The organism is Enterobacter cloacae complex sp. HYC033_NIDB (assembly GCF_056673335.1).
Genome location: NZ_CP115125.1, coordinates 76,710 through 102,689, shown reverse-complemented (window position 1 = coordinate 102,689; position 25,980 = coordinate 76,710). Strand labels below are relative to the sequence as shown.

The 25,980-nt window shown below is 56.1% G+C and carries 39 protein-coding genes and 1 pseudogene; 4 read left to right on the top strand and 36 right to left on the bottom strand.

Annotated features, from left to right (window positions below; translation table 11 throughout):
• Window positions 1-2: 2 nt before the first annotated feature.
• From traW to traM, 16 genes are all read right to left on the bottom strand, one after another.
• A complete protein-coding gene (traW, locus tag O1721_RS25200) occupies window positions 3-650 on the bottom strand; it encodes a type-F conjugative transfer system protein TraW (RefSeq protein ID WP_008324132.1) in 648 nt (215 codons plus the stop codon).
• Window positions 650-997: a type-F conjugative transfer system protein TrbI gene (gene trbI / locus O1721_RS25195; protein WP_008324133.1), complete on the bottom strand. Its 348-nt coding sequence runs from the start codon at window positions 995-997 to the stop codon at window positions 650-652. The genes traW and trbI overlap by 1 nt, the downstream gene beginning before the upstream one ends.
• A complete protein-coding gene (gene traC / locus O1721_RS25190; RefSeq protein ID WP_008324134.1) occupies window positions 994-3,624 on the bottom strand; it encodes a type IV secretion system protein TraC in 2,631 nt (876 codons plus the stop codon). The genes trbI and traC overlap by 4 nt, the downstream gene beginning before the upstream one ends.
• A complete protein-coding gene (gene traP / locus O1721_RS25185; protein ID WP_008324135.1) occupies window positions 3,617-4,183 on the bottom strand; it encodes a conjugal transfer pilus-stabilizing protein TraP in 567 nt (188 codons plus the stop codon). Before traP ends, traC begins: the two co-directional genes overlap by 8 nt.
• Window positions 4,173-4,574: a hypothetical protein gene (locus O1721_RS25180; RefSeq protein WP_008324137.1), complete on the bottom strand. Its 402-nt coding sequence runs from the start codon at window positions 4,572-4,574 to the stop codon at window positions 4,173-4,175. The genes traP and O1721_RS25180 overlap by 11 nt, the downstream gene beginning before the upstream one ends.
• Window positions 4,558-4,743, bottom strand: a complete 186-nt coding sequence (locus O1721_RS25175; protein ID WP_022652254.1) for a hypothetical protein — start codon at window positions 4,741-4,743, stop codon at window positions 4,558-4,560. Before O1721_RS25175 ends, O1721_RS25180 begins: the two co-directional genes overlap by 17 nt.
• A 3-nt stretch (window positions 4,744-4,746) precedes the next feature.
• Entirely contained in the window at window positions 4,747-4,971 is a 225-nt protein-coding gene (locus O1721_RS25170; RefSeq protein ID WP_008324141.1) for a TraR/DksA C4-type zinc finger protein, read from the bottom strand.
• A gap of 119 nt (window positions 4,972-5,090) precedes the next feature.
• Complete coding sequence (gene traV, locus O1721_RS25165) at window positions 5,091-5,630, bottom strand: type IV conjugative transfer system lipoprotein TraV (RefSeq protein WP_008324154.1); 540 nt, start codon at window positions 5,628-5,630, stop codon at window positions 5,091-5,093.
• A 21-nt stretch (window positions 5,631-5,651) separates the two neighbouring features.
• Window positions 5,652-7,046, bottom strand: a complete 1,395-nt coding sequence (gene traB / locus O1721_RS25160; RefSeq protein ID WP_008324156.1) for an F-type conjugal transfer pilus assembly protein TraB — start codon at window positions 7,044-7,046, stop codon at window positions 5,652-5,654.
• A complete protein-coding gene (gene traK, locus O1721_RS25155; protein WP_008324157.1) occupies window positions 7,033-7,776 on the bottom strand; it encodes a type-F conjugative transfer system secretin TraK in 744 nt (247 codons plus the stop codon). Before traK ends, traB begins: the two co-directional genes overlap by 14 nt.
• A complete protein-coding gene (gene traE, locus O1721_RS25150) occupies window positions 7,763-8,329 on the bottom strand; it encodes a type IV conjugative transfer system protein TraE (RefSeq protein ID WP_008324158.1) in 567 nt (188 codons plus the stop codon). The genes traK and traE overlap by 14 nt, the downstream gene beginning before the upstream one ends.
• 14 nt (window positions 8,330-8,343) lie before the next feature.
• A complete protein-coding gene (gene traL / locus O1721_RS25145) occupies window positions 8,344-8,649 on the bottom strand; it encodes a type IV conjugative transfer system protein TraL (protein WP_008324160.1) in 306 nt (101 codons plus the stop codon).
• 150 nt (window positions 8,650-8,799) lie between these two features.
• Window positions 8,800-9,150 (bottom strand): type IV conjugative transfer system pilin TraA, encoded by a 351-nt coding sequence (traA, locus tag O1721_RS25140; protein WP_008324162.1) that lies wholly within the window; start codon window positions 9,148-9,150, stop codon window positions 8,800-8,802.
• A 57-nt stretch (window positions 9,151-9,207) separates the two neighbouring features.
• Window positions 9,208-9,432 carry a TraY domain-containing protein gene (locus O1721_RS25135; RefSeq protein ID WP_008324165.1) on the bottom strand — a complete coding sequence of 75 codons (225 nt, stop codon included), beginning with the start codon at window positions 9,430-9,432 and terminating at the stop codon, window positions 9,208-9,210.
• A gap of 86 nt (window positions 9,433-9,518) precedes the next feature.
• Complete coding sequence (locus O1721_RS25130; RefSeq protein ID WP_008324166.1) at window positions 9,519-10,208, bottom strand: hypothetical protein; 690 nt, start codon at window positions 10,206-10,208, stop codon at window positions 9,519-9,521.
• Window positions 10,209-10,396: 188 nt separating this feature from the next.
• Window positions 10,397-10,789 carry a conjugal transfer relaxosome DNA-binding protein TraM gene (traM, locus tag O1721_RS25125; RefSeq protein WP_008324167.1) on the bottom strand — a complete coding sequence of 131 codons (393 nt, stop codon included), beginning with the start codon at window positions 10,787-10,789 and terminating at the stop codon, window positions 10,397-10,399.
• Between the two features lie 431 nt (window positions 10,790-11,220).
• On the opposite strand from traM, the gene O1721_RS25120 reads away from it, so the two are divergent.
• Window positions 11,221-11,697 (top strand): transglycosylase SLT domain-containing protein, encoded by a 477-nt coding sequence (locus O1721_RS25120; RefSeq protein WP_008324168.1) that lies wholly within the window; start codon window positions 11,221-11,223, stop codon window positions 11,695-11,697.
• Between the two features lie 46 nt (window positions 11,698-11,743).
• Here O1721_RS25120 and O1721_RS25115 read toward each other — a convergent pair whose 3' ends face one another.
• The 12 genes from O1721_RS25115 to O1721_RS25060 form a co-directional block, all read right to left on the bottom strand.
• Window positions 11,744-12,274, bottom strand: coding sequence for an antirestriction protein (locus O1721_RS25115; RefSeq protein ID WP_008324170.1), 531 nt, complete (start codon window positions 12,272-12,274; stop codon window positions 11,744-11,746).
• Between the two features lie 626 nt (window positions 12,275-12,900).
• The gene (locus O1721_RS25110; RefSeq protein ID WP_369700117.1) at window positions 12,901-13,617 is read right to left on the bottom strand and encodes an N-6 DNA methylase; all 717 of its coding nucleotides are present in this window, start codon (window positions 13,615-13,617) and stop codon (window positions 12,901-12,903) included.
• A gap of 156 nt (window positions 13,618-13,773) precedes the next feature.
• Window positions 13,774-14,037, bottom strand: a complete 264-nt coding sequence (locus tag O1721_RS25105) for a hypothetical protein (protein ID WP_008324174.1) — start codon at window positions 14,035-14,037, stop codon at window positions 13,774-13,776.
• Between the two features lie 85 nt (window positions 14,038-14,122).
• Entirely contained in the window at window positions 14,123-14,467 is a 345-nt protein-coding gene (locus tag O1721_RS25100; RefSeq protein WP_022652252.1) for a hypothetical protein, read from the bottom strand.
• Between the two features lie 46 nt (window positions 14,468-14,513).
• On the bottom strand, window positions 14,514-14,801 hold the full coding sequence (locus O1721_RS25095) for a hypothetical protein (protein WP_008324178.1): 288 nt from the start codon (window positions 14,799-14,801) through the stop codon (window positions 14,514-14,516).
• A gap of 53 nt (window positions 14,802-14,854) precedes the next feature.
• A complete protein-coding gene (locus tag O1721_RS25090) occupies window positions 14,855-15,229 on the bottom strand; it encodes a hypothetical protein (protein WP_008324180.1) in 375 nt (124 codons plus the stop codon).
• 720 nt (window positions 15,230-15,949) lie between these two features.
• Window positions 15,950-16,216 carry a hypothetical protein gene (locus O1721_RS25085; protein WP_022652251.1) on the bottom strand — a complete coding sequence of 89 codons (267 nt, stop codon included), beginning with the start codon at window positions 16,214-16,216 and terminating at the stop codon, window positions 15,950-15,952.
• Between the two features lie 61 nt (window positions 16,217-16,277).
• Window positions 16,278-16,601: a hypothetical protein gene (locus O1721_RS25080; protein ID WP_008324183.1), complete on the bottom strand. Its 324-nt coding sequence runs from the start codon at window positions 16,599-16,601 to the stop codon at window positions 16,278-16,280.
• Window positions 16,598-17,326, bottom strand: coding sequence for a plasmid SOS inhibition protein A (locus O1721_RS25075; RefSeq protein ID WP_008324185.1), 729 nt, complete (start codon window positions 17,324-17,326; stop codon window positions 16,598-16,600). The genes O1721_RS25080 and O1721_RS25075 overlap by 4 nt, the downstream gene beginning before the upstream one ends.
• A complete protein-coding gene (gene psiB, locus O1721_RS25070; protein WP_008324186.1) occupies window positions 17,323-17,754 on the bottom strand; it encodes a conjugation system SOS inhibitor PsiB in 432 nt (143 codons plus the stop codon). The genes O1721_RS25075 and psiB overlap by 4 nt, the downstream gene beginning before the upstream one ends.
• 42 nt (window positions 17,755-17,796) lie before the next feature.
• Window positions 17,797-19,806, bottom strand: a complete 2,010-nt coding sequence (locus O1721_RS25065) for a ParB/RepB/Spo0J family partition protein (protein WP_008324188.1) — start codon at window positions 19,804-19,806, stop codon at window positions 17,797-17,799.
• 70 nt (window positions 19,807-19,876) lie between these two features.
• Window positions 19,877-20,107, bottom strand: a complete 231-nt coding sequence (locus O1721_RS25060; RefSeq protein WP_008324190.1) for a DUF905 domain-containing protein — start codon at window positions 20,105-20,107, stop codon at window positions 19,877-19,879.
• A gap of 284 nt (window positions 20,108-20,391) precedes the next feature.
• On the opposite strand from O1721_RS25060, the pseudogene O1721_RS25055 reads away from it, so the two are divergent.
• Window positions 20,392-20,615 (top strand): annotated as a pseudogene (locus tag O1721_RS25055) (hypothetical protein); the annotation flags it as partial.
• 117 nt (window positions 20,616-20,732) lie between these two features.
• Here O1721_RS25055 and O1721_RS25050 read toward each other — a convergent pair.
• The 4 genes from O1721_RS25050 to O1721_RS25035 all read right to left on the bottom strand — a co-directional run bounded on the left by O1721_RS25050 (window position 20,733) and on the right by O1721_RS25035 (window position 22,271).
• Window positions 20,733-21,050: a hypothetical protein gene (locus O1721_RS25050; RefSeq protein WP_022652250.1), complete on the bottom strand. Its 318-nt coding sequence runs from the start codon at window positions 21,048-21,050 to the stop codon at window positions 20,733-20,735.
• 34 nt (window positions 21,051-21,084) lie between these two features.
• Window positions 21,085-21,339, bottom strand: a complete 255-nt coding sequence (locus O1721_RS25045; RefSeq protein WP_072200699.1) for a DNA polymerase III subunit theta — start codon at window positions 21,337-21,339, stop codon at window positions 21,085-21,087.
• A 191-nt stretch (window positions 21,340-21,530) separates the two neighbouring features.
• A complete protein-coding gene (locus tag O1721_RS25040) occupies window positions 21,531-21,722 on the bottom strand; it encodes a hypothetical protein (RefSeq protein ID WP_022652248.1) in 192 nt (63 codons plus the stop codon).
• 42 nt (window positions 21,723-21,764) lie between these two features.
• Window positions 21,765-22,271: an antirestriction protein ArdA gene (locus O1721_RS25035; protein WP_015062672.1), complete on the bottom strand. Its 507-nt coding sequence runs from the start codon at window positions 22,269-22,271 to the stop codon at window positions 21,765-21,767.
• 136 nt (window positions 22,272-22,407) lie between these two features.
• Between O1721_RS25035 and O1721_RS25030 the strand changes: the two genes are divergently transcribed.
• Complete coding sequence (locus tag O1721_RS25030) at window positions 22,408-22,611, top strand: hypothetical protein (RefSeq protein WP_042889371.1); 204 nt, start codon at window positions 22,408-22,410, stop codon at window positions 22,609-22,611.
• 66 nt (window positions 22,612-22,677) lie between these two features.
• On the opposite strand, the gene O1721_RS25025 is transcribed toward O1721_RS25030, so the two are convergent.
• Genes O1721_RS25025 through O1721_RS25010 form a run of 4 tightly spaced genes read right to left on the bottom strand, consistent with a single transcriptional unit; the run spans window position 22,678 to window position 24,839 of the window.
• The gene (locus O1721_RS25025; protein ID WP_022652247.1) at window positions 22,678-23,457 is read right to left on the bottom strand and encodes a hypothetical protein; all 780 of its coding nucleotides are present in this window, start codon (window positions 23,455-23,457) and stop codon (window positions 22,678-22,680) included.
• A gap of 53 nt (window positions 23,458-23,510) precedes the next feature.
• Entirely contained in the window at window positions 23,511-23,930 is a 420-nt protein-coding gene (locus tag O1721_RS25020) for a DUF1380 family protein (protein WP_022652246.1), read from the bottom strand.
• Between the two features lie 10 nt (window positions 23,931-23,940).
• Entirely contained in the window at window positions 23,941-24,162 is a 222-nt protein-coding gene (locus tag O1721_RS25015; protein WP_022652245.1) for a hypothetical protein, read from the bottom strand.
• Window positions 24,162-24,839: a DNA methylase gene (locus O1721_RS25010; RefSeq protein WP_022652244.1), complete on the bottom strand. Its 678-nt coding sequence runs from the start codon at window positions 24,837-24,839 to the stop codon at window positions 24,162-24,164. Before O1721_RS25010 ends, O1721_RS25015 begins: the two co-directional genes overlap by 1 nt.
• A 359-nt stretch (window positions 24,840-25,198) precedes the next feature.
• On the opposite strand from O1721_RS25010, the gene O1721_RS25005 reads away from it, so the two are divergent.
• Window positions 25,199-25,870, top strand: a complete 672-nt coding sequence (locus tag O1721_RS25005; RefSeq protein ID WP_022652243.1) for an SOS response-associated peptidase family protein — start codon at window positions 25,199-25,201, stop codon at window positions 25,868-25,870.
• The last annotated feature ends 110 nt before the right edge of the window (window positions 25,871-25,980 follow it).

The window sequence follows — 25,980 nt, the reverse complement described above, 5'->3', positions numbered from 1 at the left end:
TTTCACCGGACACCTCCTGCATCATGCTGCGCCATATCGGGCGGAATGATTTCCACCTGCAGGCGCTTTCCGCTGGGTGCCGCCGTTACCCGCGCCGGCACCTGGCTTATGCCGAACCGGGCGGTCAGCACCCCGTTCTGGTCGAAGAAAATGCGGCTGTCGAGCTTCTCCGACGTCTGCGGAATGTTGCCCTGAACCAGAATGATGCGGGTGATCAGGGTGTCAGGCTTCTGTCGCTGTACCCACGCGAGCTGCTCCGCATCGTCGCCGTTGATAAACAGCAGGGTTTCGTTAAACGGCACCACATCAAGCGGATTAAAGACCTGCCCCGCCTGAGCAAACACGTTGCCCCTGTCGTCGGCAAGCGCCTTGTCCACCCGCACGCTCGGGTCAAACCAGCGCCGCTCGTAGCGCACCGCGCGGGTTATTCCCTCAACGGCAGGCGGGCGCTGGCTGTTGCGCACCACGCGCGCCTTAAACTCCGCCATCTTTTTGTCCATCTCGCCGGACTGCGCCAGCGTCTGCAGCCGGCTTTCGATAACGGTCAGCATATCCGGCTCCGCCACCGGCCAGAGATCGCCCCACGTCCCGAGGTCAGCGGCCGTCACGCTGCCGGTCAGCAGCGTCAGGCCCAGGGCAAGGGCGCGCATCACCCCCCCTCCTTCATCCGGCGGGCCACGTCAGTCTGGATTTCACGCGTGATATCCGGCGCCCCCTGCACCACGGCAGGTGCGACAAGGATGAGGGCACGATGGCGGACCTGCCAGTCCCTGAGGCTGGCCTCCAGTGACGCGTTAAAGCGGTCTGAAAGTGCTTTTGTCTGCGCCTCGTCCAGTGAACGGCGACCGGCGCTGTCAAAGAAGGCATCCACCGTGGATTTCATGTTGAAGGCCACAACCACAGGACGGTTAAGCTGGCAGACCAGCCAGCTGATGCCTGCGCCCGCAGCCAGCGTGCCGGCAATCAGCGCGGCGTTAATGAGTACGTGTTTTTTCATGAGATGGTCTTCCCTTCATGCTCGTGAAGCCAGCGCTCCAGCGCGGCCATTTCCGGCCCGGATTTTTTCCACGCCAGCTCCCAGACGGCTTCGTGAATACTCAGCCCTTCCCGGCGTCGCTGCTGCAGAAACTCAAAGTCCGGACCGTCCGAGGAGTACATTGCCCGGCTGAGCGGATCGACGAACAGGCGGTGCCAGGACGTCAGGTGCTCAACCGACAGCATAAAGCTGCTGAACCAGTTGTCCTTCGCGCTGCCAAAACCTTTAATCATGTCGCGCTGCAGCTGCGAATACTGGTCCGGGTACAGCTGGTTGTACTTGGCGAACTCTTTGGCGGACTGCTTGAGGATAATTTTGTAGGACGAGTTACCCCATGCCGCGCGGGCGGCGCTGGAGGCCGTTTCCGAGTCAAAATCGACGATGTTCTGCGTAATGGTGATGTACGAACCTGTATGGCGGCGGGCGGTACGGTAGCCCTTCTCGATAAACGCCCCGACCTTGTTGTTCTTGAAGTCCAGCAGGCGCCAGCCTTCGTCTATCACGTTGAGCTTCTTCAGGCTGCGCGGCGTGCGGTACATGCGGTTCTCAATGTAGAGAATGAGCGAGAACATCACCGCCACCAGGAGGGACGGCCTGTCCTCCAGTCCGCCGAGCTCAAGCACCACCATCCGGGCTTCGTCCTTCAGGGACGGTTCGTCGGAGTTGAAGTAGCTGCCGTACACCCCGTCGCGGGTGTACTGGGTCAGCAGTACCACCATCTCATCGAGGCGGCTGCGGATGGTTGGCGATCCGCTGTACTCCTCGCTGTCGCGGGCCATCATCAGGTAGTCCACCACGTCGTCAATGCGCGCCTGGTTTTTCTTCGTAAGCCAGGTGGCCTTCACCGCCTTGAGCAGCAGACCTTCGTGCACCTCGTCCAGGTTGCCGTTGGGGCTGGCCATCACGGACAGCTGGTCCCGCAGGCGTTCGGCCATCTCATCGATGGTATCGTCGGTGACGTTAGCGAACGGATTAAACTTCAGCGTCTCGCCGTCGAGGTAGACCCCGCCCATGTTCTCGCACAGGGACTTGTAGCCGTCGCCCATGTCGAACACCACGGCGAAGCCGCCGGAGTCGATAACGCTGCGTATCAGGGGCTGGATAAGCCCGGTTTTCCCTGCGCCGGAGGTGCCACACACCGCCATATTGAAGTTGGTGTTACCCATGCCGCGGCTGAACAGGTCGATAAACGCCAGCTGGTTGCGGTAGGTCGGTGCCAGCAGGCCGGAAGTGGCCAGCGGGCTGTCCGCCACCACCGGCATCAGATTGGCGACATTAAAGCTTTCGGCGCGCTGCAGCACGCCGGACTCGCGCAGCTGCTTAAAGAGGCCGCCGCCCGCCATAAACGGCAGATTCACGAGAAAATTGCGCATATGGTTAAAGCGCGGGGAAATCAGCTCGAAGCCATTTTTACGGAAGCTGTTCAGTACGTCCTGCTCGACCTTCAGCGCAGTTTCCTGGTCATCGCGGCAGAAGAGGGTCACGTTCAGAAAATAGCTCACCAGCGAGGACTGCCCGGACGACAGGCGCTGGCGCAGATCGCCCCACTCTTTTGCCTCCTGCGCCACGCCCGGGAAGAACTTGGCGTAGCTGGTCTTGGACTTCTTCTCAAGATCCATGAACTTCAGGTTGGCCTCGTTCTGCGCCTTTACCTGGTCTTCCACGCTAAGGACCAGCGTCAGGATAAACGGGCACGAAACGGACAGTTCCGGGTTGAGAAGGTTGCTGTAGTTGTCGGCCATATTCCAGAGGAAGGCCAGCTCCGGATTTTTGGTCAGCTGGAAGTTCATGATGCGCGCGGTGCTGTTGCGACCGTTACCGCGCAGCCCCAGCGTCATGTAGTCGGCCTTCACCTTCAGGTCAAAGGTATCGTCCACGCACTGGTAGTTCAGATCCTTGAGCGGGTCCAGTTCCCGTTCGGTGGGATACAGCGCATCCGGGTTGTGGTTAATCATTTCGCCCGCAATGCGGATAAAGGCATCCGCATCCACGCTGCGGGTGGCTATCTGCGCCCCCTGCAGCGAGGCGCGGATGATTTTGACCTGGTTTTCCATCTCCATCACGCTGGCCTTACTTCCGCGCTTACGGGGGACGCAGCAGGAGATGTACACCCGGTAGTTACGCAGGGTCAGCGGCAGGTTGAGGTGATCGGGCAGCGGGAACCCTTCTTCTGCGGCCCTGAGATAGTAGGCGCGGGTGATGGCGTTGAACGTATCAGCCTTTTCCCCCGTCCATGAGAGCTCGCGCAGGCCATACTCGATATCCTGACCCACCAGATGGCTGGACACCAGGTGAACGGCCACCGGCACCTCGCGGGGCAGCTTGGTGCGCATCAGGTTTTCCAGCGACGAAACGATAGTTTCGTTGGCGCCGTTGATGGGCTGCGCCTCGAGCATAAAGCCCATCGTCTTTTCGTTCATGAAGAGGCCGGTTTCCGCATCGTAGTCGCGGTACGGCAGCACGCGGCTAAACTGCGGGAAGCGCATCTGCCCGAGGACATCGTTCGCCTCAGAGGACGCATCGGGCATCTTCAGGGCCGTCAGCAGCGAGTTGACCGTGCGGGTGACGGAGTCCAGCGGATTACTCATGATCCCCCTCCTTTTTATTGTCGGCCGTTTTGACCGCTTCCGTCGCAGGGGCCGGGCGGCTGGCGGGGATACCGTAGCGAAAACGCACTGAGCGCATCTGACCGTACAGGCAGAAATACGGACGGCATCCCATAAGCAGCGCCGCCCCTGAAAACACAATGGCCATCACAATCCACAGCAACTTAAACGCACTCAGCGCCCCGTCAACATGACCGGCATATCCTTTAGCATCGGTGACGACGCTGCCCCGGTCATGGCAGACGGCAGAGGGAGCGTCATGCAGCGTGAGGCCGGAGGACTTGTTCTGCGGAGCAGGCGGTATAAAGGGTTGTAAAGGTTCATCACGGCAGACCGCAATACGAAACTCGCCACTGCTGACGTTATGCGTGACGGCCATAATTTCCTGCGCCATCGCCTCTCCGGGCGTGGTGTTATCCATCCACAAAAGCATGGCAACCAGCAGCATCAGCGTGGCGGCAGGCCAGATAATCAGATAGTGAAAAGCCCAGGCAAGCCATCTAAGGCAATACAGCAGGACGGACAGAAGCTTAAGCATCATTCCCTTTACCTCCGGGATTCAGCGGAAACCAGACGCTGCAGTTGTGTCTGATAGCCTCCGCCAGCCTCTCCCCGTCCTCTCCGCTGTACAGCGCTTTAATCCGGCTGACGTCAGACTTCGCCAGGAAAACCCTCATCTGCTGTTTTGTTACGCTCATACCTGAGCCTGCTTTACCCAGGAACAGACAGTGCCCACGCTGCCGTTGCATTATGTGTTGAGAAATCCCAGCCTTCCCGTCAAGGGCGGGAGCGCTCTGCTGAGACGCTGAAAGCCAGAAGTCGCGCTCTGCGGCATTAACACAGATGACACGCATCCCCATCGCCTCGCAGCAGGCCGCTATATCGTTAAGGTGGCGGGTCTTACCCGGACCGCTGTTACTGTTGGTTGTCATGATGTTCGTCTCCTGGTTTTTTGCCATCGTTCTGAATGTCTTTGCGCAATTCACACCAGTCGCGGAGTTGTCGTTCTGATAAAAAGGTCCGCATAACCTCAACGCTGATGGCTGTCTTACCGCTACCGGTTTTCCCCACGACCATCACATTGGTTTTTCTTCTTCCCATCGGTCACCTCAGATACTGTTTTTCTCGTATTTCCAGAACCCGCTGGCATTCCGTACAGGTACGTACGCCCGGGATGGCCTGCTGCCGCCTGAGGGGGATGCGATTGCCACAGCATTCGCACCGGTTGCGGCTTTTGCCCTGCAGGCAGGATCGCTGCCTCGCGGCCTGTATATGAAGCTGGTTCAGCAATTCGTCCTGCTCCTGCAGGAGATCGAGTTCGTCTGCCATCAACGCTCCCTGCTCACACTGTCCGGACACGCTACCGCCCATCCCTTTTTACGTTTCAGGGCACGCGTGATAACGACAGATTGTTAAAATGGGTGCCACACGCGGTGGCGGTTCAGGTTTCAGTTAACGCGTGGGGTTCCCCACGCTGAGGGTTTCACAACAAAAAACACCCGCGTCGGCTGGTGATAAACGTCCTGCGTATCGATATAGGGCGCGATCCACAGCCCGGCCGCCTTTTCACCGACGCGAAGCGGCCTCGGGTCCACGATGGACTCGCGCCCTGGCGGCGACACAGTAACCGGCGTGACCGTGGAGAGCGGCGCCCGTGAGGCTGAGTGCGGCTGCGGGCGGGGGAGAGTCGGTATACCCGTCAGAGGTGCATTCCTGGATGCGATGGCATGCACCGGTTCAGCCGGCAGCGTCAGGGGCTGCACGGACCGGGTCCGGAAATTACCCTCAGCCAGGCGCGGCAGCGATGTCGCACCCGGCTTTACCGCGCTGGCCTCCTCCAGTCGTTTGGCTTTCTCATTGGCCTGCTCGATGGTCATGCAGGTATCGGATGTCGTCGCGTTACACTCAAAATCGCTCGTTGTACCGGCACATCCCGACAGCGTCAGGAGACTGGCCAGTGTGAGCGCAACAGGCACTGTCTTGTTCATTTGCGGTTCCTTTACGTGGGGTTATTGTGAGTCGGCCTTCGGCATAAACTGGCTCTGGTTAAGCCTGCCCAGCTGGTTGAGCATCTGGTCGGTACTGAACCCGTTCATGCCGCCCTGCGGGACTGACGGCGGCGGAACCGGGCTGCGGTCGTCGCCCTCCGCTTTGCTTCTGTCATTCTCGTGCGCCAGCTCTTCAATGGTTTTCAGCTGAAAACCGTCCTGAAAGACAACGGTCACTTCGTTACCCGCCCCAATAGGAATGACGGGGTGGTACTGCTCTGCGCGTTTGATGTAGTAGTCGCTGAGGGTCTGGGCGGCTTTGGAGGCGCCTCCGCCAATCCCCATCTTCATCACGTCACCCGCGCCGAGTGATGCCGTGGCGCCGAGGCCGACCGAAGGCTGGGACGCGGTCTGCACGCCCTGACCGATGCCGTCAACAAATCCCGCGCCCCATGCCCAGCCGAGGATTTTGCCGTTTCGCATCACCACCTCGCCCTTGATGCCGTTTTTTCCCCGGAAGCTCACGTGCCCGGCAATGGGCTGGTCGATGGTGACGCCGTGCTTCAGGCAGCTGATGTTGCGGGTGCGTACGATGGCGCGTTCGCTGGACACGTCGCCCCAGGCTTCAAGCCCGATGAAGCAGCCGGTCAGGTCGTAGCTTTTGCTGTTGGGCATTTCCACCCTGCCCGTAATGCGCAGCTGCATCGGCACCGTGGACTCGTTACCGGTTACGGAGGCGTTGGCGTCAGCCCCCTCAATCAGCATCGATTTGGCGAAGCTGCCCGACGGGATGTACGGCAGGGACGGACCTTTACTCTCGTCGCTGTGGGCAAAAGACTGCCGGCGCAGCTGGTTGGGTACGGGGATGGGCTGGTACTGCACCTGCGCCGGCGGCGTGACGCCGTTACCAGGATAGAACGCGGTCGGCGGCGGGACGGCCCCCGTCTGCGGCGGGAAACCGGTCGGCTGCGGCTCACCTTCAGGCCCCGGCGCAGGCACTGGCGGCTGCGGGGCCGGCTCACCCGATGCGGTGACGGGTTTCGCCCCCAGCGCGCTGACCTGAGCGGAAAGCGCCGCATTATCCTGACTGAGTTTGTCAATCTGGTGCTGATAGCCTGCCTGCCCCTTGCTGAGCAGCTCAAGCTCGCGGCGCATTTCGGCATACTGCTTCTGCATCTCGGAGGCCGTAGCCTGCATCTCGGTCGTGGCATGCTGCTGCACCTTCTGGTCAAAGGTGCTGTCCACCACGCCGGTCATATCGGGCGCAGGCTCGCCGGCGGCTGCCGCATCGCTGCTGCCCTCGTAGCGTGCATCCGCCAGATACCAGCCGCCGCCGCCCACCACGCCCACGGTCGCCAGCACGATACCCAGCCAGATAAACTGCTTGCGCTTCACCACTGAATTAATGCTGGCCATCAGCCGCACCTCCGCTGCTGATAATGAAGACCTGCAGGGCGCCGCCCGCCATCAGCTGACGCGAGGCTTCACCAAACAGCACGCCGCGAATGCCGCTCTGCCAGAAGTCGCTTTCCGCGATGTTGCGGGCCATCCCGGTATTGTTGGTGACGCGATAGCGCACCACCTTAAGGTGATTACCCACCCAGACGCGCTCGGGGACTGCAGAAAGTCCGGCGGGAGCGTTGAGGGCTTCATGCGTAACGGGGATAGCCTGCCAGCCGGACGGAAGCTGCCCGCCCAGCAGATGCTGGCTCAGGGAAACCAGCGTGGCCTCGTAGGGGGAAGACTCTTCCCAGGTGCGCGCCGCTTCACCCGTACCGGACAGCTCGCTGACCAGCCGGATGGTTCGCCCCGCGCCCGCACGTGGCACGGCCTGTACCGAGAAGTTGAGGCCGCGTTCGGTTTCCAGAATGAACGTGAAAGGCTTTTTGTTGAGGGTGCTGACAATCACACCACCGCTTGCCGTCTGTTCCTGACGCGTCAGCTCACCGTCGAGGCTGGTCAGGGCCGTCACGCGGTCACCTGCGACTGTAAAAAGGTTCGGGTCGGTATTGCTGACCGCGATGCTGGCCTGTCCGCCGTTCGTCAACGGGACAATCGTGGCAGAAAGCGCAGCGGGTGCGGCGACCGTCTGACCGGAAGCGAGCATCAGCAACGCCAGCAGCGCACGGCGACTATTTTTGTTCATCGATGATTTCTCCGAAGTGACTGAGCCAGCTGATGCCGTCCTCGCGCTCGAACTTGAGAACGTACTGTTTCAGCTCGGGATACGGTTTCGAGTCGCCTATCCAGGTCTTCAACTGGCCGCGTACGTCCACGCGGCTGCTTGCCGGGTAAACCTTCACGCTGGTCATATAGAAAGACGAGTTAACGTTGTTGTCCTTAATGCGCTTCGCATCCTCAGCAAGCCGGATTTTCAGCTCGTTCTGCGCTGCGGGTTTGACATAGGACAGCAGCTGCTCATGAGAGGCATCAACGGTTTCCGGGGTAACATTGAGGCGAAGGGCGATAAGCGACAGGGCCATCTGTTGCAGGTAGGAGGCATCTGCCTGGTTCTGCGACACGGCAAACGGCGCGTTGAAAAGCATTGGCGTGACGATAGACTTCTGCTCATTCTGAAGGCGGTAGTTGTTGACGGCCTGAATAACATTGGTGGTGATGCTTCCCAGAATAACCACCCCCATGGCAATAAAGCCGATGGCAATAACCCGCTGTGTACTTAATCGTGCTCCGTGTTCCATCTGATTATTCCTGTCTATTTAATCCACTGGCGGTAGCATGAGTCGGGTACATCATGAAAAATCCCCCTCAGCAGTGAGGTCGGCATATACCAGTAGACCAGGTCCCGTAGCCATGAACTGCCCCGCCCTTTTTTGAGCTTTTTAATTCCGAGATAGGCCAGTACGGCAGCGATAATTCCGGGGATATAATGCTGGGTCCAGAATCCCCACCCCAGGCAGACAATCGCCGGAATAAGCTCATCCACAGGAAGGCCAAACCAGCGGCTCTGATTCGTCAGGGTTTCGGGAAAGCGATATTTTTTGAGAGATTCATCTGCCATATATGTTCCGTCTCCGGTACAGCTGGCAGTATGGAAATACCTGCCAGCCGGATTACAGGCAAAGCCCTCCCGTGAATGCTCGTGAAGGGCATTCAGAATTAAACCGGAATTTAATAGTCGGAAGTGGCTCTGAACGGCTGTCGCTGGATATCAGTATCCTGCGACAGACATACCTACCGTGACGAATACGGACAGGATCGCAAAGCCCGCCAGGAACTTGAGGTTCTTGGTCGTCATATACATCACGGCGCCCACCAGAACTTCGGCAAGAATAACCCACTTAACCACGCTGGAGTCTTTACCAAATGTTCCTTTAACGGTTGCATCGCCGCTGGACATCAGATCTTTACCCGCAGTCGAGGCAAGAACCGTATCAGGGAAAAACGCAGCAAGGGCTGCGACAGGCAGGGCAAACTTCAGCGCTTTGAGTAACGGGACTTTGCTGAATTTTTTCTTTGCAGGGGTCGCGGGTACAGCGTTAATAACAGACACATCAGTCATATTCATTAATCCTTTAATTACACCGGATAGATTTGTTGAAATAAAAATCCTAAGAAACTAATTTTGTGACTTGGGTTCAAGATTGTTTGGGATCACCTCCGCCATTTCAGAGTTATAGAAATCAGGGAATTTTTCCAGGTGGTCACGTAACCGAATCAGCGCTTCAGCTGATTTAGAACGACCACTTCTGTCCTTCGCCTTCAAAATAAGAAGATCGGTTTGTGGGTCAAGGTAGATCGACATAGTTACCGTTGGGCCACGAAGCCTGTGACGTCTAATCATGTTTTCCCTCTCAACATATTCCTGCGTCAGGATAGTGACACATTGAATACAATTTATTCAATACGCGAAAAATTCCACTATATTTTTTACATAAATTTAACATTCAAAACCTTAAGAACAACCATTCTCACCTTTCTGTATACGTCCATTCTCATGCAGTAGAATCTGAAGTCATCGTAATCAATAAAATATTTCGCAAGCTCACTCTTCACACTAGAAAGTCTGCTTGAAATTGCTTTTTCAGAGACACCTAAATATTGCGCCATCGTATGAAGTTGAAAACCAAGAATTGAAAAACATAACGTAATCATCTTTTTATTCGTCAACCCTGATATAAAAATATCAAAATCAAACTCATCATTTTTTATCCTATTCGAGGTATTGAATAAAGCTTGATAATCCGGGAAGTAATTAATAAACCATAAAGCATATAATTCTTTATTTACCATACGAATTTCAACACGTAACTGATAAAACTCACCATTCAAATTAAAAGTTCTACAAATAGCTGTATCAGGCCCCATAACAAAGGCCTCCAACTCAATTGTCGACAAATCAAGCTCAACTTCATCAGGATCAAAACTGACACCTGAAAAACACTTTGATAATGGGTGAAAGAAATCTAAATATGCATCATTTTTATATATGGGGTTTCTGGATTGATTCCGAATGCAAAAAGGCAAAGGTGAGTACTTATAGAGCGCATCAAAACGCTTCACAATATCATCTAATGATTGACTTGATTGGGAGAGATCTCTAGGATCGCGCGGGTGCATTGAAGCCTCCTCTGAAGGTTTCTGTGTATAGTCGGTACACCCGGGGGTCTAGCCCGGTGTACCGGCGACCCGCCAAACTGAATGGCGAGCATCAAATTTTACTTATGTCTGCATAAAATATATCAATTACTGACGCCAAAGTCACTCAAAAACAGCAGATCTAAATCCTATTTATCAAACATTTTCAGCTAATTATCTTGAGACTCTTCCTCCTGGGGGAAGAATTTTTCAACAATCTGTTGCACATCTTCACGTATACACGTAACCATATCCCTGAAATCAAATTTTTCATTTCCTGCGAGATGCGGACTCAGCGACTCCATCGCCAGGAGCTTGCTGACTATAAATTGAGTTTTCATTACATTTTCAAGAATAGTTTTATTATAGAGCGCCTGATTAAAGGAAGACTCTTTTCTTTCCATTTGCGCTTCATAGACCCGAAGACCAAGTTCGACCAGCATTGATGCAATGCTCGAAAAACTTACATCTTTATCTCTCGCTCCTTCAGCGCGACGTTTTTCAGCGATTACTCTTATTTTCTCTGACACTTCATCGCTTACATAGACCTGAACTCTGGCCATAATTTTCTCCTTATTTATAGTTCCAAAACTTCTGTACCTCAGAATATTTTGAAAAGCTAAAAATGCACGACTCGGCACAAACTCCCTGCCAGAAAACAGACGACTTGCATGCCGACACACACTGTAAAAATTCACGACTCGAATATAGACTCGCCGTAGTCATAACTCAATGGATTTATTAAAAATAGTCACAAATGACTCTGAGTAGAGTTTTTACCGAGTCGAATAGAACTCGCTACCGAGTCGTTTACACACATTAAAATAAATTATTTCACATTACTTTTTCACTAACTGCATGATTTGAATACCCAATCAGAAAAACTTTAATTTTGCGTGGGGTGTGGAGCTTTTGGTGGTGAGGAGTGCATATTAGTTGAGTCTGGGCATGGGATGGGTTAACGTATTTCCGGCATGGTGCCCGGAGGGAAGAAATGAAACGGATTGCTCTTACGTTTTTAATGTTGGCTTTTTCTGGAATGTTGAACGCTGCTGATTGTTTTGATCTGGCAGGAAGGGATTATCATATAGATCCGGATCTGCTTCGGGCAATCTCCTGGAATGAATCGAACTTCCGCACATACGTAAAAGGCTACAATCCTGTTTCGGGTTTTGGCTCCGGACTTATGCAGGTGGACTCCCAGCACTTTAACGAACTGGCTCGTTATGGAATAAAACCGGAGCATCTTCTTTCCGATCCGTGTATGAATATCTACACCGGGGCTTACTATCTTGCAATTGCATTCAAAAAGTGGGGAGTCAGCTGGCAGGCCGTGGGCGCTTATAATGCAGGTTTCAGGAAAACAGAAGAACAGGCGCAGAGAAGATATGTCTATGCCAGAAAAATTGAGGCAACATATCGGGCTATAAAGAATAATAAAAATGCAGCGCAGACTCTTGCAAAACAGTAAAAAGACCTCAACAGGAGGTCTTTTTATTCATCCAGTATTTATGTCGTCAATCAATAGCCCGATAAATTAAATCTGCTTCAGGGTGTTTTATGATACTGATGTAGTCTTTCAGTGCATCCTGACGAGCGACGAGGTGTTTACAGACTTTCGAATATTCAGGCCCCATATCTGCAACCTGCCAGGACAACCAGTTCATGATCATCAGGGTCGCAATAATTCCGGCAGCATCGGCACTGACCTCTGCTTCAAAGTAATTACCGGGAATAACCATGTTATAGCGCTGTTCACCTTCCGGTGCGATATATCCGGTTTGCGTCGTGGTGAATCTGACACAGTTCGGAGCAATGTTTCCTCCGGTGCCCTGCGGAATAATCCAGTAATTCCAGAAACCGCCATCATAATCTGAATGCTGACGTAACCAGCTGGCAATCATGTTATCAGCAGAAGGCGTAAAAAAGAGCGCAGGAATAAAATCCAGACGTTCATCACCATCTGTAACAGAGTAGCGCTGGCGTTCATCGATCTTAAATTGTTCGGCTGATTCACGAGTGGCGGTTTTGACGTTTAATGTGTGCATTCTGGTTTTCTCCTCATTGGGTTATTACATCGTTCGACTTCATCACTGAGCGGCGAAGGGCAATGAGCAGCTGACAGTAAGGAAATAAAGGGGCGCGCAGCGTTTATATACCCCTTTATTTCCTTACTGGCTGATGCTAAAAGCAGCCCTCCGCGAACTGATGAAATCGGGCGATAGTCACACCAGGAGAATGCACACATCCCGTAACGGAAAATCGGCGTAAGACGAATTACCGTTACGGGCTTCAGAGTGGGGGTAATTTATTACCGCCACGGTGAAAGCGGCGCATCCATTCGGGATGCAGCAAGCGTGAATTTGAATTTACGTCAGGATGGACGCCCGAAGGGCGGAGACGGTTTACCGGCTCCGTTCACGACAGCCGTGTCCCTTCAGGGACGACGCCCGGAAAAGAAAGGATAATATCCATATCCGCGGCAGAATAATAAAGACCATCGCCAGCAGGAGAATGAGGAATATTAACCACCTGACCAAAAGACAGGAGCTTCAGACTACCACGCGCCGGAATAATGCAGGCAGCGCGTCAGCGCAGCCTGCTTATTCTGCGCCGCAGGCGCGCGGCCTTTGATGCCACGAAAGGCAGGACACTCCCCTGCCCTTCTGGATAGCTATGCAGCGTCATTTATACAGCGCAAAAAGTCGCGCATGGCACTGATACGGCGCTGATCGTCCAGCCGCTTACCAAAGTTGTTGATGTAGTACACAGGCGTATACCGCACCCTGTTTAACTTCATCGTCAGCGTATTGCCCGTGACCACCTCGGCAGGAATACCCAGCAGGGAAAGCTGAATAAACGCCATATCGGCCGCAACAGAATCAATATCGATGCAGCTTCCGAACATATGTTCAGACGGGTTATAGCCCGCCTCCAGCAGATATTCCGCATACGCCACAATCATTCCCGCCGCACCGCTTGCCGGATCGCTGACGGTAACGAATCCCTCACGGCGTATCGTTTCGTCGACGTCCGGCATCAGCAGCCTCGCCAGCAGTGACTGGACGTGATACGGCGTGAAATACTGTCCGTTGCGGTCGTCGCCAAGCTCAAGCTCCATGAAGATCGCGCCGAGGAAGTCGTGGAATTTGGCCTCCAGTGCGCAGACCATCAGGCAGAAAAGCGTATGCAGGTTGCTGATATCACTCTCGCTGTACTTCGCGCAGATTTTGCGGCTCTGCTCAATATTCTCTGGCGTTCTTATCCGCGCCATATCCAGCTCGCTGGCGGCCAGCGTGATAAAGTCGCTGAACACCTCCCAGCGGCGCAGGCTGCGGGCGGTATCCCTGAACACGCTGATAAACTGGCGGCGGGCCTGGTCGATTGTCATCATCCGGTGCAGTATCGGCTGCGCATTCACGGTGGGCAATACGGGTTTAGCGGGTGTTAAGGGTGCGGCTTCTCTCGCCTGATCAAAGAAGCTGGCAAAACTGAGTTGAGACATATTTCCTCCTTAAATGCCGCCCCGTAAGGAGCGGCTCAGTTATCAGTTAAATGCCCGCTTCAGTTCGAGCGTGCGTAACACCTGCCCCCACTCACTCCCGCGCATGGCAGGAATACGAACGGCGCGCCCCTTCTTCCGGCAGTGCGCTATGTGACGGCCCAGCGCCCGCATTTCGGCGCTGATGTCGTCACGGTCGATATCACTGCGTTTAATACGCACCTGTTTTTTTACGGGTGCGTTTTCCGCCTCAAGCATCTGGACATACAGGGCGGTCGGTGTAACAATCGAAACTTCACTGAATTGCATTGGTTTGTTCCTTTTGGTGAAGGCCGGATTAATCGTTGCAAGCGGGTAAATCCGGCGGGATATGGCAGACGAAAGTCTGCCTTTTTCATTTCTGGCGCTGCACTCCCTCCTTAACGCGTGCCAGAATCTCCGCGTGGTCAAGGTTGCTGTAGTCGCACATCCGGTAATAACGGATACCGATCCGCGCGTAGATTTCGGTCACATTGCCGCAGACCATTTCCGCCAGCATGAAGGTTTCACACTCGCCGTTCTGACTGCTGCGCCAGTTCATCGGGTACATCAGCCCCAGCGCATCATGGAAGGCGTGTACGTCGATTTCGACGGACGCGGTCAGATATGACTTTTCGCGGCTCAGCCAGTACGCGCGTTCGGCCTCACTGGTCGCATAAATACCCGCTTCAGCGCAGGATTCGGTCAGATTTAAGTGCATGGTTTATCTCCTTCTGGTTAATGGCGTTGATATTTCGCCGTGGTGGTTATTCGTCGAACGTGATGCCGGAAAAATGCGCCATCAGGTGCAGCATGTCGGCAATCTCGTCGACTTTCTGCTGAATGGCTGGCGTGGCTTTCAGGATGCGCGTGACAGCGGTTCTGAGTTCGCCCATATAGCGGTTTGCAGACTCGCCCAGCGCCGTTTTGTCCGTATTGCTCTGGTACTTCATCAGGGCTTTACTGACGTGGTTTTGCAGGGTATCAAGTTCGCTGAGCGCGCTTTTCTCCCATGCGTCAAAGCTGAACGTACTGTTCGTGTTGCTGTTGCTCATAATGTTTCTCCGGTGTGACTGGCGGCATCCCCTGCCGCCAGCCGGTTAAGTAATCAGTAATCCGCCGCCAGCTCGATCATCAGGTCAGCACATTCACCATCGGCACGTTCTTCTTCCGCAGTCGTCAGCATGTAACCCCGTTTCGCTGCCGCCCCCATAAACGCCGGACGGTCTTTCAGTGGCAGTTCTGCCAGGTAATGCATAGCCATACCCAGCAGACGGGACTCATAAATCTCGTAGTGCAGGCCACATCCCCGGTTAGCCTGTATTTCCATACGGGCCAGCACCACGTCCGCGCGAATAACATCGAACGGGTTACGGGAATGGATATTGCGCACAAAGCCATCAGTACGCAGGGACGAGGTTTTCACCCATCTTTCGGAAGATTCTTTGGTGGCGGTTTTGACGTTGACGTTCTGTGTGTTCATCCTGCTTTTCCTCCTGTCTGGTGGTTTATCCATCTCTCGGTGAGTTCCCTGGCGGCAAAGGGCAAAGGAGCAACGGCGGGGCGGCAGGAGAAGGGCGGAGACTAAAGTTTTTGCGGTCCCTCGCAAAAAGTTTTGGCGGAGTGCATTTCACCCTTCGGATGACGACACGACGGTGCTACGACAAGCCCTCCGCCCGGGGACTTAACGGGAGAGGGCTCGCCAGAGGTACGGGGAGAGGATGAACACACCCGACACGGCGGAACGACGTGGCGTCACCTGAGTGCCGGCGGCTTTATCGCCGGCATGGTGAAAGCGGCGTGACCGGAACGGTCACTGCGAGCCGGTGTTGACGTTGCGACAGTGGGATGGAAGCCCGTCAGGGCGGAGACGGTTTACCGGCTCCGTTTACGACAGCCCCGGTTCCCGTCAGGGAGGTCGCCCGCAGTCATGGCCAGTGACCCCGTCAGACAGCAGGCAAATTTGAAAAGATGATACAGACAACTGCCACCATAATTCGCAGCGTTCGTTCTTCAGAGGTGATTCACAGCAGGAAATTACAAAGCGTGAGGACCATATAAAAGAGCAGTTATACCGCAGGCATAACCGCTCTTTTTACTTTCCTGCCCTCACGCTGGCGTATAGTTTGTTACCTTCGCCTCCAGTACACCCAGCCACTGACCAGAAGCAGAACACCGCTCAGCACCGCCAATTTCATCGGGGTTATGATCTCCCCAGAATTCCAGCTTGTATCCGATACCCCCAGATAAAAAACGCCAGACCTGAAGCCACAATTCCCCACTTAAGGAGAAACAAGAGCACGTTGTCCAGCATACCTGGCGGATCGCGCCAGGTGATAACCAGCGCAATCAGGGCACAGATTGCCACCCCGGCATAGTACGCCGTGCTTCCGAACATCTCCGGCGCCGCGTAATGTATGACCAGCGTAAACAGGCCATTTAACAGCGCGACCAGTATCCAGTATCTCATCTCTAAATTATCCCTTTTAAGCACCCTGCCGACCGTATTCTGGCAGGATATGATATCAGACTCAGTGAGGCGACTTTCCCCGAAAATAATCCGGTCGCACCGTCAGTTCCCGCTCAATGAGTTCATCTGCAAACAGGGGCGCGATCCTGTTAACACGACGCGCCAGATTCCGTCGCCGCGTGGCCGCCTTTCGCTCATCGCTCCAGCGCCTGATCGGCCGTTCATACAGAAAATCAACGCAGACAGCATATCCGGCTCCTGCCACCCACAGTGACATCACGGACTCAGGGGCTGGCTTCCCGGCCTCCACCACTTCTGACGCCAGTTCAGGTTCACCGGGACAGGGACCGGGACGCTTCCAGCGCAGCGAGTAACGCCACTTCATACCTGACTCCGCGCTGTCAGCTTGTTGGGTACCATCCAGCGCTCCAGCTGCCGGACAGATCCCGGACTTTCCCTTGCCAGCGCATTCGTTTCAGCCATCACCGTCCAGAAAGGCTGACTCTCCATCGTCCAGCGCTCCATTGGCTCCAGTGACGGGAAACGCTCGCTCCAGCGCCAGAACATCTCTTCCAGGTCGTACTGGCGCAGTTCAGTCCCCGACCAGCGTGCGCTCCAGCTGCTGACCGTTTCAGGCGTATGGAATGCCAGCTCAATCTCCGCCTGCCCCGCCAGCGCCTGGTACGCCTGCTCACGCTGGCACCGTTCTTTGTGACGCTGTCGGGTGTATTTTTCATCCCGCAGGGCGTCCTGACAGCGAACCCGCTCGGTCTGCTGAAAGGCCACCTCCGGAAAGAGGCGCTGACCCGCACCAACGGGAAGCGGCAGCCAGCAACGCGTCCCGCGACTTTCAATCAGCGCATCGATGGCACTGAGCCAGCTGTCCCTGCTGCCCCGCAGCTCCCGCGCCGTCAGCACCGGCGCAAAATGATGGATTTCCCTGATAGTGATGCGCGTGCTGCCCGTGAGCCGCCGGAAAAAGGCGCTGGCATACGGATACATCGTGGACACCGCGCCGCGCGACCGCCGGCGTTCAACCTCCGCGATGGCCTCCATCGCGGCGCGTCGCTCAGGGCTGAAGGGAACCAGTGACAGGTTTGCAGGTATCATGCCGCGCCCTCCGCTGCCAGAATACTGATGATGCTGGCCTGACTGTATCCGTCCGCATCGAGACGCGCCGTCAGGCTGACGGTGTGGCTGACAAGCTCCGGCTGGTAGCCGCTCAGGGTACGAATGACGGAGAACGGGCGACCGCTGGCGGGCACGAACACCACCATCCACGCCGGACTGATGGCACCAGGACTGCACACCGCAATATGGTAATTGCCGTGCGAGGGGGTAAAGCGTATCTGTACGGGGAAGAAGCCGCCGAACTCGCTGCGGTACTCGCCGTTCACATCCCAGTTTTCAGGGCAGGACAGGTCACGCATGACGGCGTGGGTCAGTTCGCGGCGGAAGTCTTCGCCGCTGTCCCGCCAGTCCTCAAACTCATCACAGGACATCGTTTTCAGTACATCGGGGGTCAGAATAGTGCGCATGGGTATCTCCTTATCGCCGCCCCGCAGGGCGGCGCTCCGTTATCAGGCGGCGTGTGCCGTGTTGGTGGTGTCGTTGTCAGGGCTGTCGGTATCTGAAGCCGCGTCGTCTGCACCGGATTCACCCGCTGACTCCGGTCCTTTGAGCCATGCCGGAACCCAGCGGGTGTGCTGCATAAAGTGCTCCGCATGCGCTGCAGCATCGCCCTTCTTCATCTTCTCCGCGTCACCCGCCGCGCCCGTCAGCCCCGCCTCTTTCAGGGAGGCGACAATCTGCGGATGTTTCAGGCTGCCGAAGTAGTTGTCCTTCGTCGGCTGCCACCAGTCGCGCAGGTGGAAGCCGATTGCCGCCTCGACCGCATCGAGGGTACTGCGCGAGGTGTGCCCCATATCGCGGGTCTGCACCCCGTCAACGGAACAGGCCGTGCAGAAGGCCATCAGCGACATCAACACCCCGCCGTCAAGGGCAAAGAAGGTGGTGAAGTCCTTCTCCCACCCTTCCGGCAGCAGGGCTTTCAGCCTTGCCCGTTCGGTCATCAGGATGTTAAACGCTGCGCCATCCTTACCGGACGGGGCGTTCTCCGTCAGGCTGCCGTGAGATACAGTGAGGCTGATACGGAACGGATGCGTCGTGGTCAGGCAGCCCGAGAAGACGCAGGTACACATGCGCCAGACCATCAGCGCCACCGCCTTTTCGGGCTGCTGCATCAGCGCCGCCTGGACTGCCAGCGTACGTTCGGAGGTCATTTTCGTGAGCAGCGGAACACTGATCCCCTCTGCGGCGTCGGGCTGGCGTGAGGTGAATGGCACCGTTACGCTGCTGGTTACGGTTTCTTCAGGCATATCCGCTTTCAGGCGCACACCGCGCTGCACGTACACCTGCCCTTCGTACAGGCTGACCATCACTCCCGCGCCTGACTTCATGTCGTCAGTCCACGCGCTGGCTTCTGCCGCCGCCTGAATGGCGAGGATGTCCGCTTCGATCGCATCTGACTCGTCGCAAACGCTGTCATATGTATCGTACTGCTCCCGCAGCGCACCAAGACGCTGCTGCTGCTCAGGGGTGTACACCGGATCGGGTTCAGCAGGCTGCACGAACTCCTTACCGTCTTCGCCGTGGTACCAGATGCGGGCTGCGCGTCCGCGACTCCATGCCCAGCCCTCCCGCTGCTGAATGTCCTGCGCGATACGCTCCAGCTTTTCCTGCACCAGACGCTCAACCAGCACGCTGTCAGCCGTACCGTCGCCCTCGTCCTGGCTGAACAGATCTTCACGGATGTAACCCCCTGCCGCCTCGTAGGCATCGCGCCCGATAAAACGAAATTTGGCGTTGTCGGTGCGCATCTCGGTTTCGGTAATAGCGCGTTTAATCAGGTGTGCGGGCGCGTTTGACCAGCTGGCCTTCACGTTTTCGAATACCTCGACCTGACGGGCAGGATCGTCCTCGAGACAGAGCGCCTGACACTGCTCAACGGTCAGTTCGTCCTGTGCAAGCTTCTCCATCAGGGAGGGGGCGAGGTTTGCCAGCTTCAGCATGCGCTGCACGTGACGGGAGCCGAAGCCGAGCGCGTCGCCAATCTGCGCGGGGGTTTTGCCCTGCCCTGCCAGCGTACGGAAACCTGCAATCTGCTCGGCGGGATGCATGGCGGCGCGCTGCTCGTTCTCGGCGACGGAGGCAAGGGCGGCAATGTCGTCGGAAACACGCTTCACCATAACGGTATGGTCAGCAGCGAGACGCCCTTCCTGCGCCAGCAGTTGCAGGGCAGTTAATCGGCGGCCACCTGCGGCCACGCCGGATTGTCCGTCCGCGAGGGTGTGAACAATAAGGTTCTGCAGCAGTCCGAGCGTCTCGATGGAGTCGGCCAGACCGCGAACGCTGTCCACGGAATAGGGGATGGAGCGCACGTTCAGCGGGGATTTAACGAGATCGGACAGCGGAACGTACTCGACCGCAGCGGCCTCAAGGGCGATCTTCAGGGCAGCCTCCTGTGCCTTCGTAATTTTTTTGCTGCTCGCTTTTTTGGGTGCTTTTGCTTTAACATCGGTTACTGACATAGTTGATACCTCACTGATTGATGATTGTCCGGCCCTGCGGAGTTACCGCTCCGGCAGGGCACCTTCTTATTTACTGCTGTTTACGAATACCGTAACGTTCGATGTAACGGTTGAGCCATTTCCCGGCATCCGCTTCAAAATTCCACGCGCGCCAGACCATTACGCCGTTCTGACGAACGACCAGACGAAAATGTGTACCCTGATCGTCCTCAATTGCCACGTTGGTGTACTGCGCCGCAACGACCTCAGCCTGTTCGCGGGTAAAGGTGTCGTCGGGTAAAACCGCCAGCGCCTCGCTCATGTTGCCCCTCCTTCTGAACCTGTTTTGCTTTTAAAAAACCATCACCCATTGAGTTGCCGGGGCCGCGGTTTTGACGTTTTGCGGGGACCTGCTGAACGCCCCCGCTGGTTGTTACCTTCACCCGTTTGAGAGCCGTTCGCCGCAGGGGCGTAAACCAGCGCGGGCGATGGCGGATGTCCGGGGCGCGGTTTACCGCGTGCCATTTACCCTGGACAGCTGACAGCGGCTGTGCTTGTCTCAGCCCCGGCGAAAGGACTCAAAAGGGTGAAAAAACCAGGCAAGGAATGAGCAGGAACCCGCCGCAACGACGGAAAGCGCGGGCGCGAAACGGCGTTGCCCCTTACAGCCCGGCGGCCGTTGATTTTCGCCGGGGTGCAGGGAGCGCAGACCACGGCGCGACAGAGGCGGCGCATCCTGATAAGGATGCTGCAAGCCCTGGTGTTGCGTCATGGGATGGAAGCCCGAAGGGCGGAGACGGTTTACCGGCTCCGTTCACGACAGCCCGCCCGGACGCCCGCAATGAAAACGGGAACGGGCAGAAAACAGAAAACGGGAGGATAAGAATGGATTACATGCGGCTAAAATGATGGCTGACGATCATCCAGCTTGATGCCAGCCGGGAACATCAGGAGCGAAAATGCTTTTCTTTTCTGTACTGCACAACGCTATACCAGGCCGAAGCCAGGAAAGCAAAAACGGTGATCAGCACTCTTAATTCGTCCCCCGGTTCCTTCCCCTTCAGCATCAACATTATGATGATGCCGGCAACGATAATCCATGCAACGCCACTCCAGAGACGCAGTTTATCCGCCGCGACATTAATCAGGATAAAAGCAACGGCCAAGATTCCCCCCCATAGAGCCGGTACAGGCTGAAACGGAATAAACAACAGGTTAATACCGGTTAAAAGAGTCACGGCTGCAAACATCAGAGAAATACGCATAAAATATCCTCCCTGGACACACTGATGATAAGAATCACTTCTGCTGCTCATCTCCGGGTTTATGATATTCGGGCGCATTTGCGCGCGGCAGCTGCTGACTGTTCTGCCGATGAACGTCAAGCCGTTCACGGAAATACTGGCGAAGATGTTCAGGCTGTTCCCGTTCAGCCAGCTCCGGCACCACGGGCCTGTTCATCCTTTCCTGCCAGGCAACGGCAGCGGCGGCTTTATCGACCGAGACCTTATCCTGATCTTCTTTTGAGAAAGAGGCGATATTCCACTTCGACATATGCATCACCGGTCTGCTTTACAGGAAGATATCCCTGATAATACGCACATTCCCGGGCAACAGCGACTGACAATGGAGAGGAGAGTGCGCGGCGCCGCAGGCGCGGCGAAGTTTCTCTCCGGCAGGCGCAGCCTGCCCGGGTTTTCGCGCGGGCTGACAGGCGCCCTCCGGCCGGACGCCTGCCATCATGTTTACTGGCCGTATCCGTCCTGTCGTATAAACTGGCCGCAAAGGTAAACAGCGCTCTGACAGGTCATGTAGTAACATATTTCGTCGATCACCTGTTCTGTCCGAAGCGCCGACTGCCCATTCTCGCGGCGGCGGGCATTAATAAGCGCTTTGTACTGTCGCAGGATCTCGCGGGTTTCCGTTGCAAGTTTCATACGTTTTATCCTTAACCGGCGGGTTTCCCCGCCGGACATTAATCAGTTGCTGAAGACATAGCCGTCATGGAACACATAGCCGCTGCTGAACAGGTCACGCGCCCAGGCTTCAAAATCGAAATAGCTGCGCAACGGCTCCGGCACCTCATTTAACAGGCCGTTGTCCTCCACCATCTCCCGCGCAAAGTCCTCCTCGCTTTCCGCCTCGCCCCGGTACGCATCATCAAACGCGTCATAATCACACTCGCCAGTATACTCCGCCCAGGCGATAAAAGCGGCTTCCCTGCCCTCTTCTTCGGCGCGTTTGTAAGCGGCGATAAAATCCCAGTCAATGGAGCATTCAGAGACGAACTGCGACGGGATACCTTCCCAGTCCTGAAACATAAACTCGGCATCCCATTCATCGGCATGCAGCGCCTGACAGGCCTCGTAAAAATCCTCCCTGCCGTCAAATTCCGTCAGATCAAACCATTTGCCGAAAATGCTGCCGCAGTTGTATTTGTGATACGTGCCCACGTAAACAGCGGGTGTGGTGGTCGTAGTGCTCATAAAAAATCCTCCCTAGTCGATGTCGTCTGAGTTCCGGCTTACGCCGTGCCGACACGACAGCCGGGCGAAAAGCGGAGGATGCAAGGGCGTCACCGAAGCCGCAGCGCAGTAAAAAAGCAGGAGCAGGCTGGACGGTTTGACGGCGAAAACTGAGCCGGAAAACGACGGGAAGACGGCGGATAATGCCTTTGAAATAAACTGCGACCGGGTGAAGGTGACGGCGTTTACGCTTCCCTTGCATCAGCCGCGGCCCGGCTACAGTAGAGGCACGGCGTTTGCCGCAGGCCGCACGGGACGTTACTCAACGCGAAGCCGGAACAACGTGGAGGAAGAGCCGTAAAAGCGGAGCCGGCGACATCCTTATCCTTCGTGCCAGATTCAGGGGGCCGCCGCCCCCTGCTGTTCGCTAAACTGGCCGGATTGCTGACAGGGCATTGCGGACAAGACTGATTTCTGCACGCGCTTCTGCCATGACCTCATGTAACAGGGTTAAATCCATCCACCGGCGCGGAGGCTCGCCCGGAATACGCAGCACATCGCACATCTGGCCACATGCCAGGATTTGATCCACTTTGTCGCTGATAACAAAGAACTCGACGCTACTGTAGCGTGCCCCTTTGTTCAGGATGGCATCGAGCACCACCGGCAAATTGTCATCATCGTCCAGCCAGCAGGGCATATCATTTTCCTTCACAACCAGACGGAAGTTTCGGGTCTGGCGATAAAACAGCGTTTCCCCGCGCGTGTTCAGTGCCGCCTTTATCCGGCGCGCATCCTCCCATACCTGCCGGGATACATCCCGCACGGCGCGGGACAGGCAATCCGTTACAGCCTGAATCTCCGGCTCCGTCAGCCATTCCCCGGCCCAGGGGAAAGCTATCTGTGTTCCGTCCTCCGGAAGCTGCGGCGCGTCGGCATAGCGGCTGCCGGATAAAATAATCTGCGCTGGCGTCCCGGATATTTTTGTCATGGCACTTTGCAGCTCTGCGGGTACGTCACCGGTACAAAGCAAAGGCAGCAGATGAACAATATTTGCCGCATCCAGACGGACATAAATGCTTATCCAGCCCGGTTTATTGACCGGATCACGCTGATCAACATCGGTATGGTCAGGCCATCCATAATCAGCAATCAAATCGCGCGCACGGCGCATAACAAGGGCGGTTAACGTGGTGATTTCCTGCATAATGGGTTCCTCTGAACGGGGTCAGTACACGCCGCCCGGGCGGCGTGTTGATTTCAGTTTTTCAGTAAGGCGCGAACTTTCGCCGCATCAGCCAGGCGGCGGGTAACGCTTTCCGGGACCGGATGATTGCTGTCACGGGCGGTCCATTCCCTGTGCCATAACGCCTGTTCGGCAGTGGTCAGCAGGGTTTCAAGCAGGTCAGCCGGCACACTCACCGCCGCTGCGGCCTGTTTCACCTGTTCAATCAGATCCATCACCGCACCGGCAGACACGCCCGACTCAAGCCGTTGTTCCTCCGGAATGGCGTCCATACGCGCCAGTACCGCCCTTGTGTCCTGCTCCGAAACGGCATATTCCATTCCGTCGGCCAGTGCTTCGATATCCGCCGGGGACCAGATAATGAGGTTCAGCGGGGTTTCTGCGGGATACTGCTCACGCAACAACCGGCAGAGGGTTTCACAGGTTCCGTACATGTTTTTCTCCTTAGTCCTTAAAGCAGGCATCCAGCTCAAGAATTTCGTTGTACGCCGCCATAAACAGGGCATTGATGCGAAAAAGGGTCTGACGGGTCAGGCGTTCGGCCAGCACATCGGAATCAAAGCGATAGCGGTGCTCCATCCCGTTCAGCGTCGCCCGCAGGTCACACATGCTGTTGGCGACTTCCGTCACTTCTGCGCGGAGTTTTTCGTGTCCTGCATAGTTCATTACGCAGCCTCCGGGAACTCGTCGTTAGCGGCCGGGTACTGCATGGCGCGCCGGACGGCGGCCAGACGTTGCTGTCCGGCCCGGTGATACTGCTCCAGCAGTTCAATACCGATGTAGCGACGGCCAGACTGGAGCGCGGCCACGCAGGTAGAGCCACTGCCCGCAAAGGGGTCGAGCACAATCGCGCCGGGATGTGTGAAGGACTCAATCAGCGGTTGCAGGCTGGTTACGGGTTTTTCGGTAGGGTGGTGCCGGTTGCCGCTGTATTTCCAGCCCAGCACGTCCGGCAGCGGGTTTTGTGGCAGACGTGGACGGCCTTTTGCAAGGATGTAGGCGCATTCGTGGCGATAGCCCACGTATGCGGCCTTCGATGTGTAGGTTTTGGTAAACACCAGGTGGCCGACAACGCTGAATCCCGCATTTTTCCAGGCAGCCATAAAGCGATCGACGCGGTTCCAGCCATAGAAGCTCACCATCAGCGTGTCTTTTTTCAGCACGCGATACATCTCATGGCAGGCGGGTTGCAGCCATTCATCGGTTTTATCGCCGGCGATGGTACGCCCCTGACGGTCACGAAAACCGACGAGATATGGCGGGTCGGTGAGAATGAAATCGACAGCATTATCCGGAAAGCCGGACATGATATGGACGCAATTACCCTGGATAAATCGGGACATGGTAGTTCTCCTTTCTCAAATGCGGCGCCAGTTACGCCGTGCCGATACGACAGCCAAGCGAAAAGCGGAGAATGCAGGGGCGGTGCCGCAAGCCGCAGCGCAGTGAAAAAGCCCACGCTGGCTGGACGGTTTGACGGCGAAAATTGAGACGGAAAACGACGGGAAGACAGCGGGTAATGCCTTTGAAATTAACTGCGACCGGGTGAGGACACCGGCAGAGCGAACCCTTGCATTCGAAGTGGCCCGGCTACAGTAGCGGCACGGCGGCCACACGATGGCAGGAACCTGAAATACAACCTATGTTCTGAACTGAAGAAAACACAGATTTCGCATGCGAAATCTTCACCGGAGAAACGATAATGTGCGGTCGGTTTACGCAGTACAACTCCCGCGAGGAGTACATGGCCTTTCTCGGAGAAGAAGCAGAACGGGATATTCCGTATGATCCGGAGCCCGTCGGCCGCTACAACGTTGCGCCCGGAACCCGGGTGTTGCTGCTGAGTGAACGCCGCTCGCAGCTGCAGCTTGATCCAGTTCACTGGGGTTATGCCCCGGAGTGGTGGAACAAGCCCGCTCTTATCAACGCCCGAAGTGAAACTGCGGCCAACAGCCGGATGTTCAGACCACTCTGGGAGCACGGACGGGCCATTGTTTTTGCCGACGGCTGGTTCGAGTGGAAACAGCAAAACGGCGTGAAACAGCCGTTTTTCATTTACCGTAAGGACGGAAATCCGCTCCTGCTCGCAGCCATCGGGAAACCACCTTTTGAGAACGGCAATGACCAAAAAGGATTCCTGATCGTCACAGCAACTGCGGATGAGGGACTGCTGGACATTCACGATCGACGACCGCTCGTGTACTCACCGGCTGCCGCACGTAAATGGCTCAGCGAAAACACAACCAGTAAAGAGGCGGAAGACATTGCCCGTGAGGGCAGTCTTTGCTCCGAAGATTTCACATGGCACCCCGTCAGCCGGGCTGTTGGCAATCCCCGGAACCAGGGCCGGGAACTGATAGAGCCACAGGCTTAGCAGACGGTGAGATACCCGGTATCCACTCACAGGGTTATGCACCGTTTCTGTGGATAACCCTGAGCCTGTTTTATCCGCCAGAACAATGACCTGGCAGGAGCAGGTAAAAT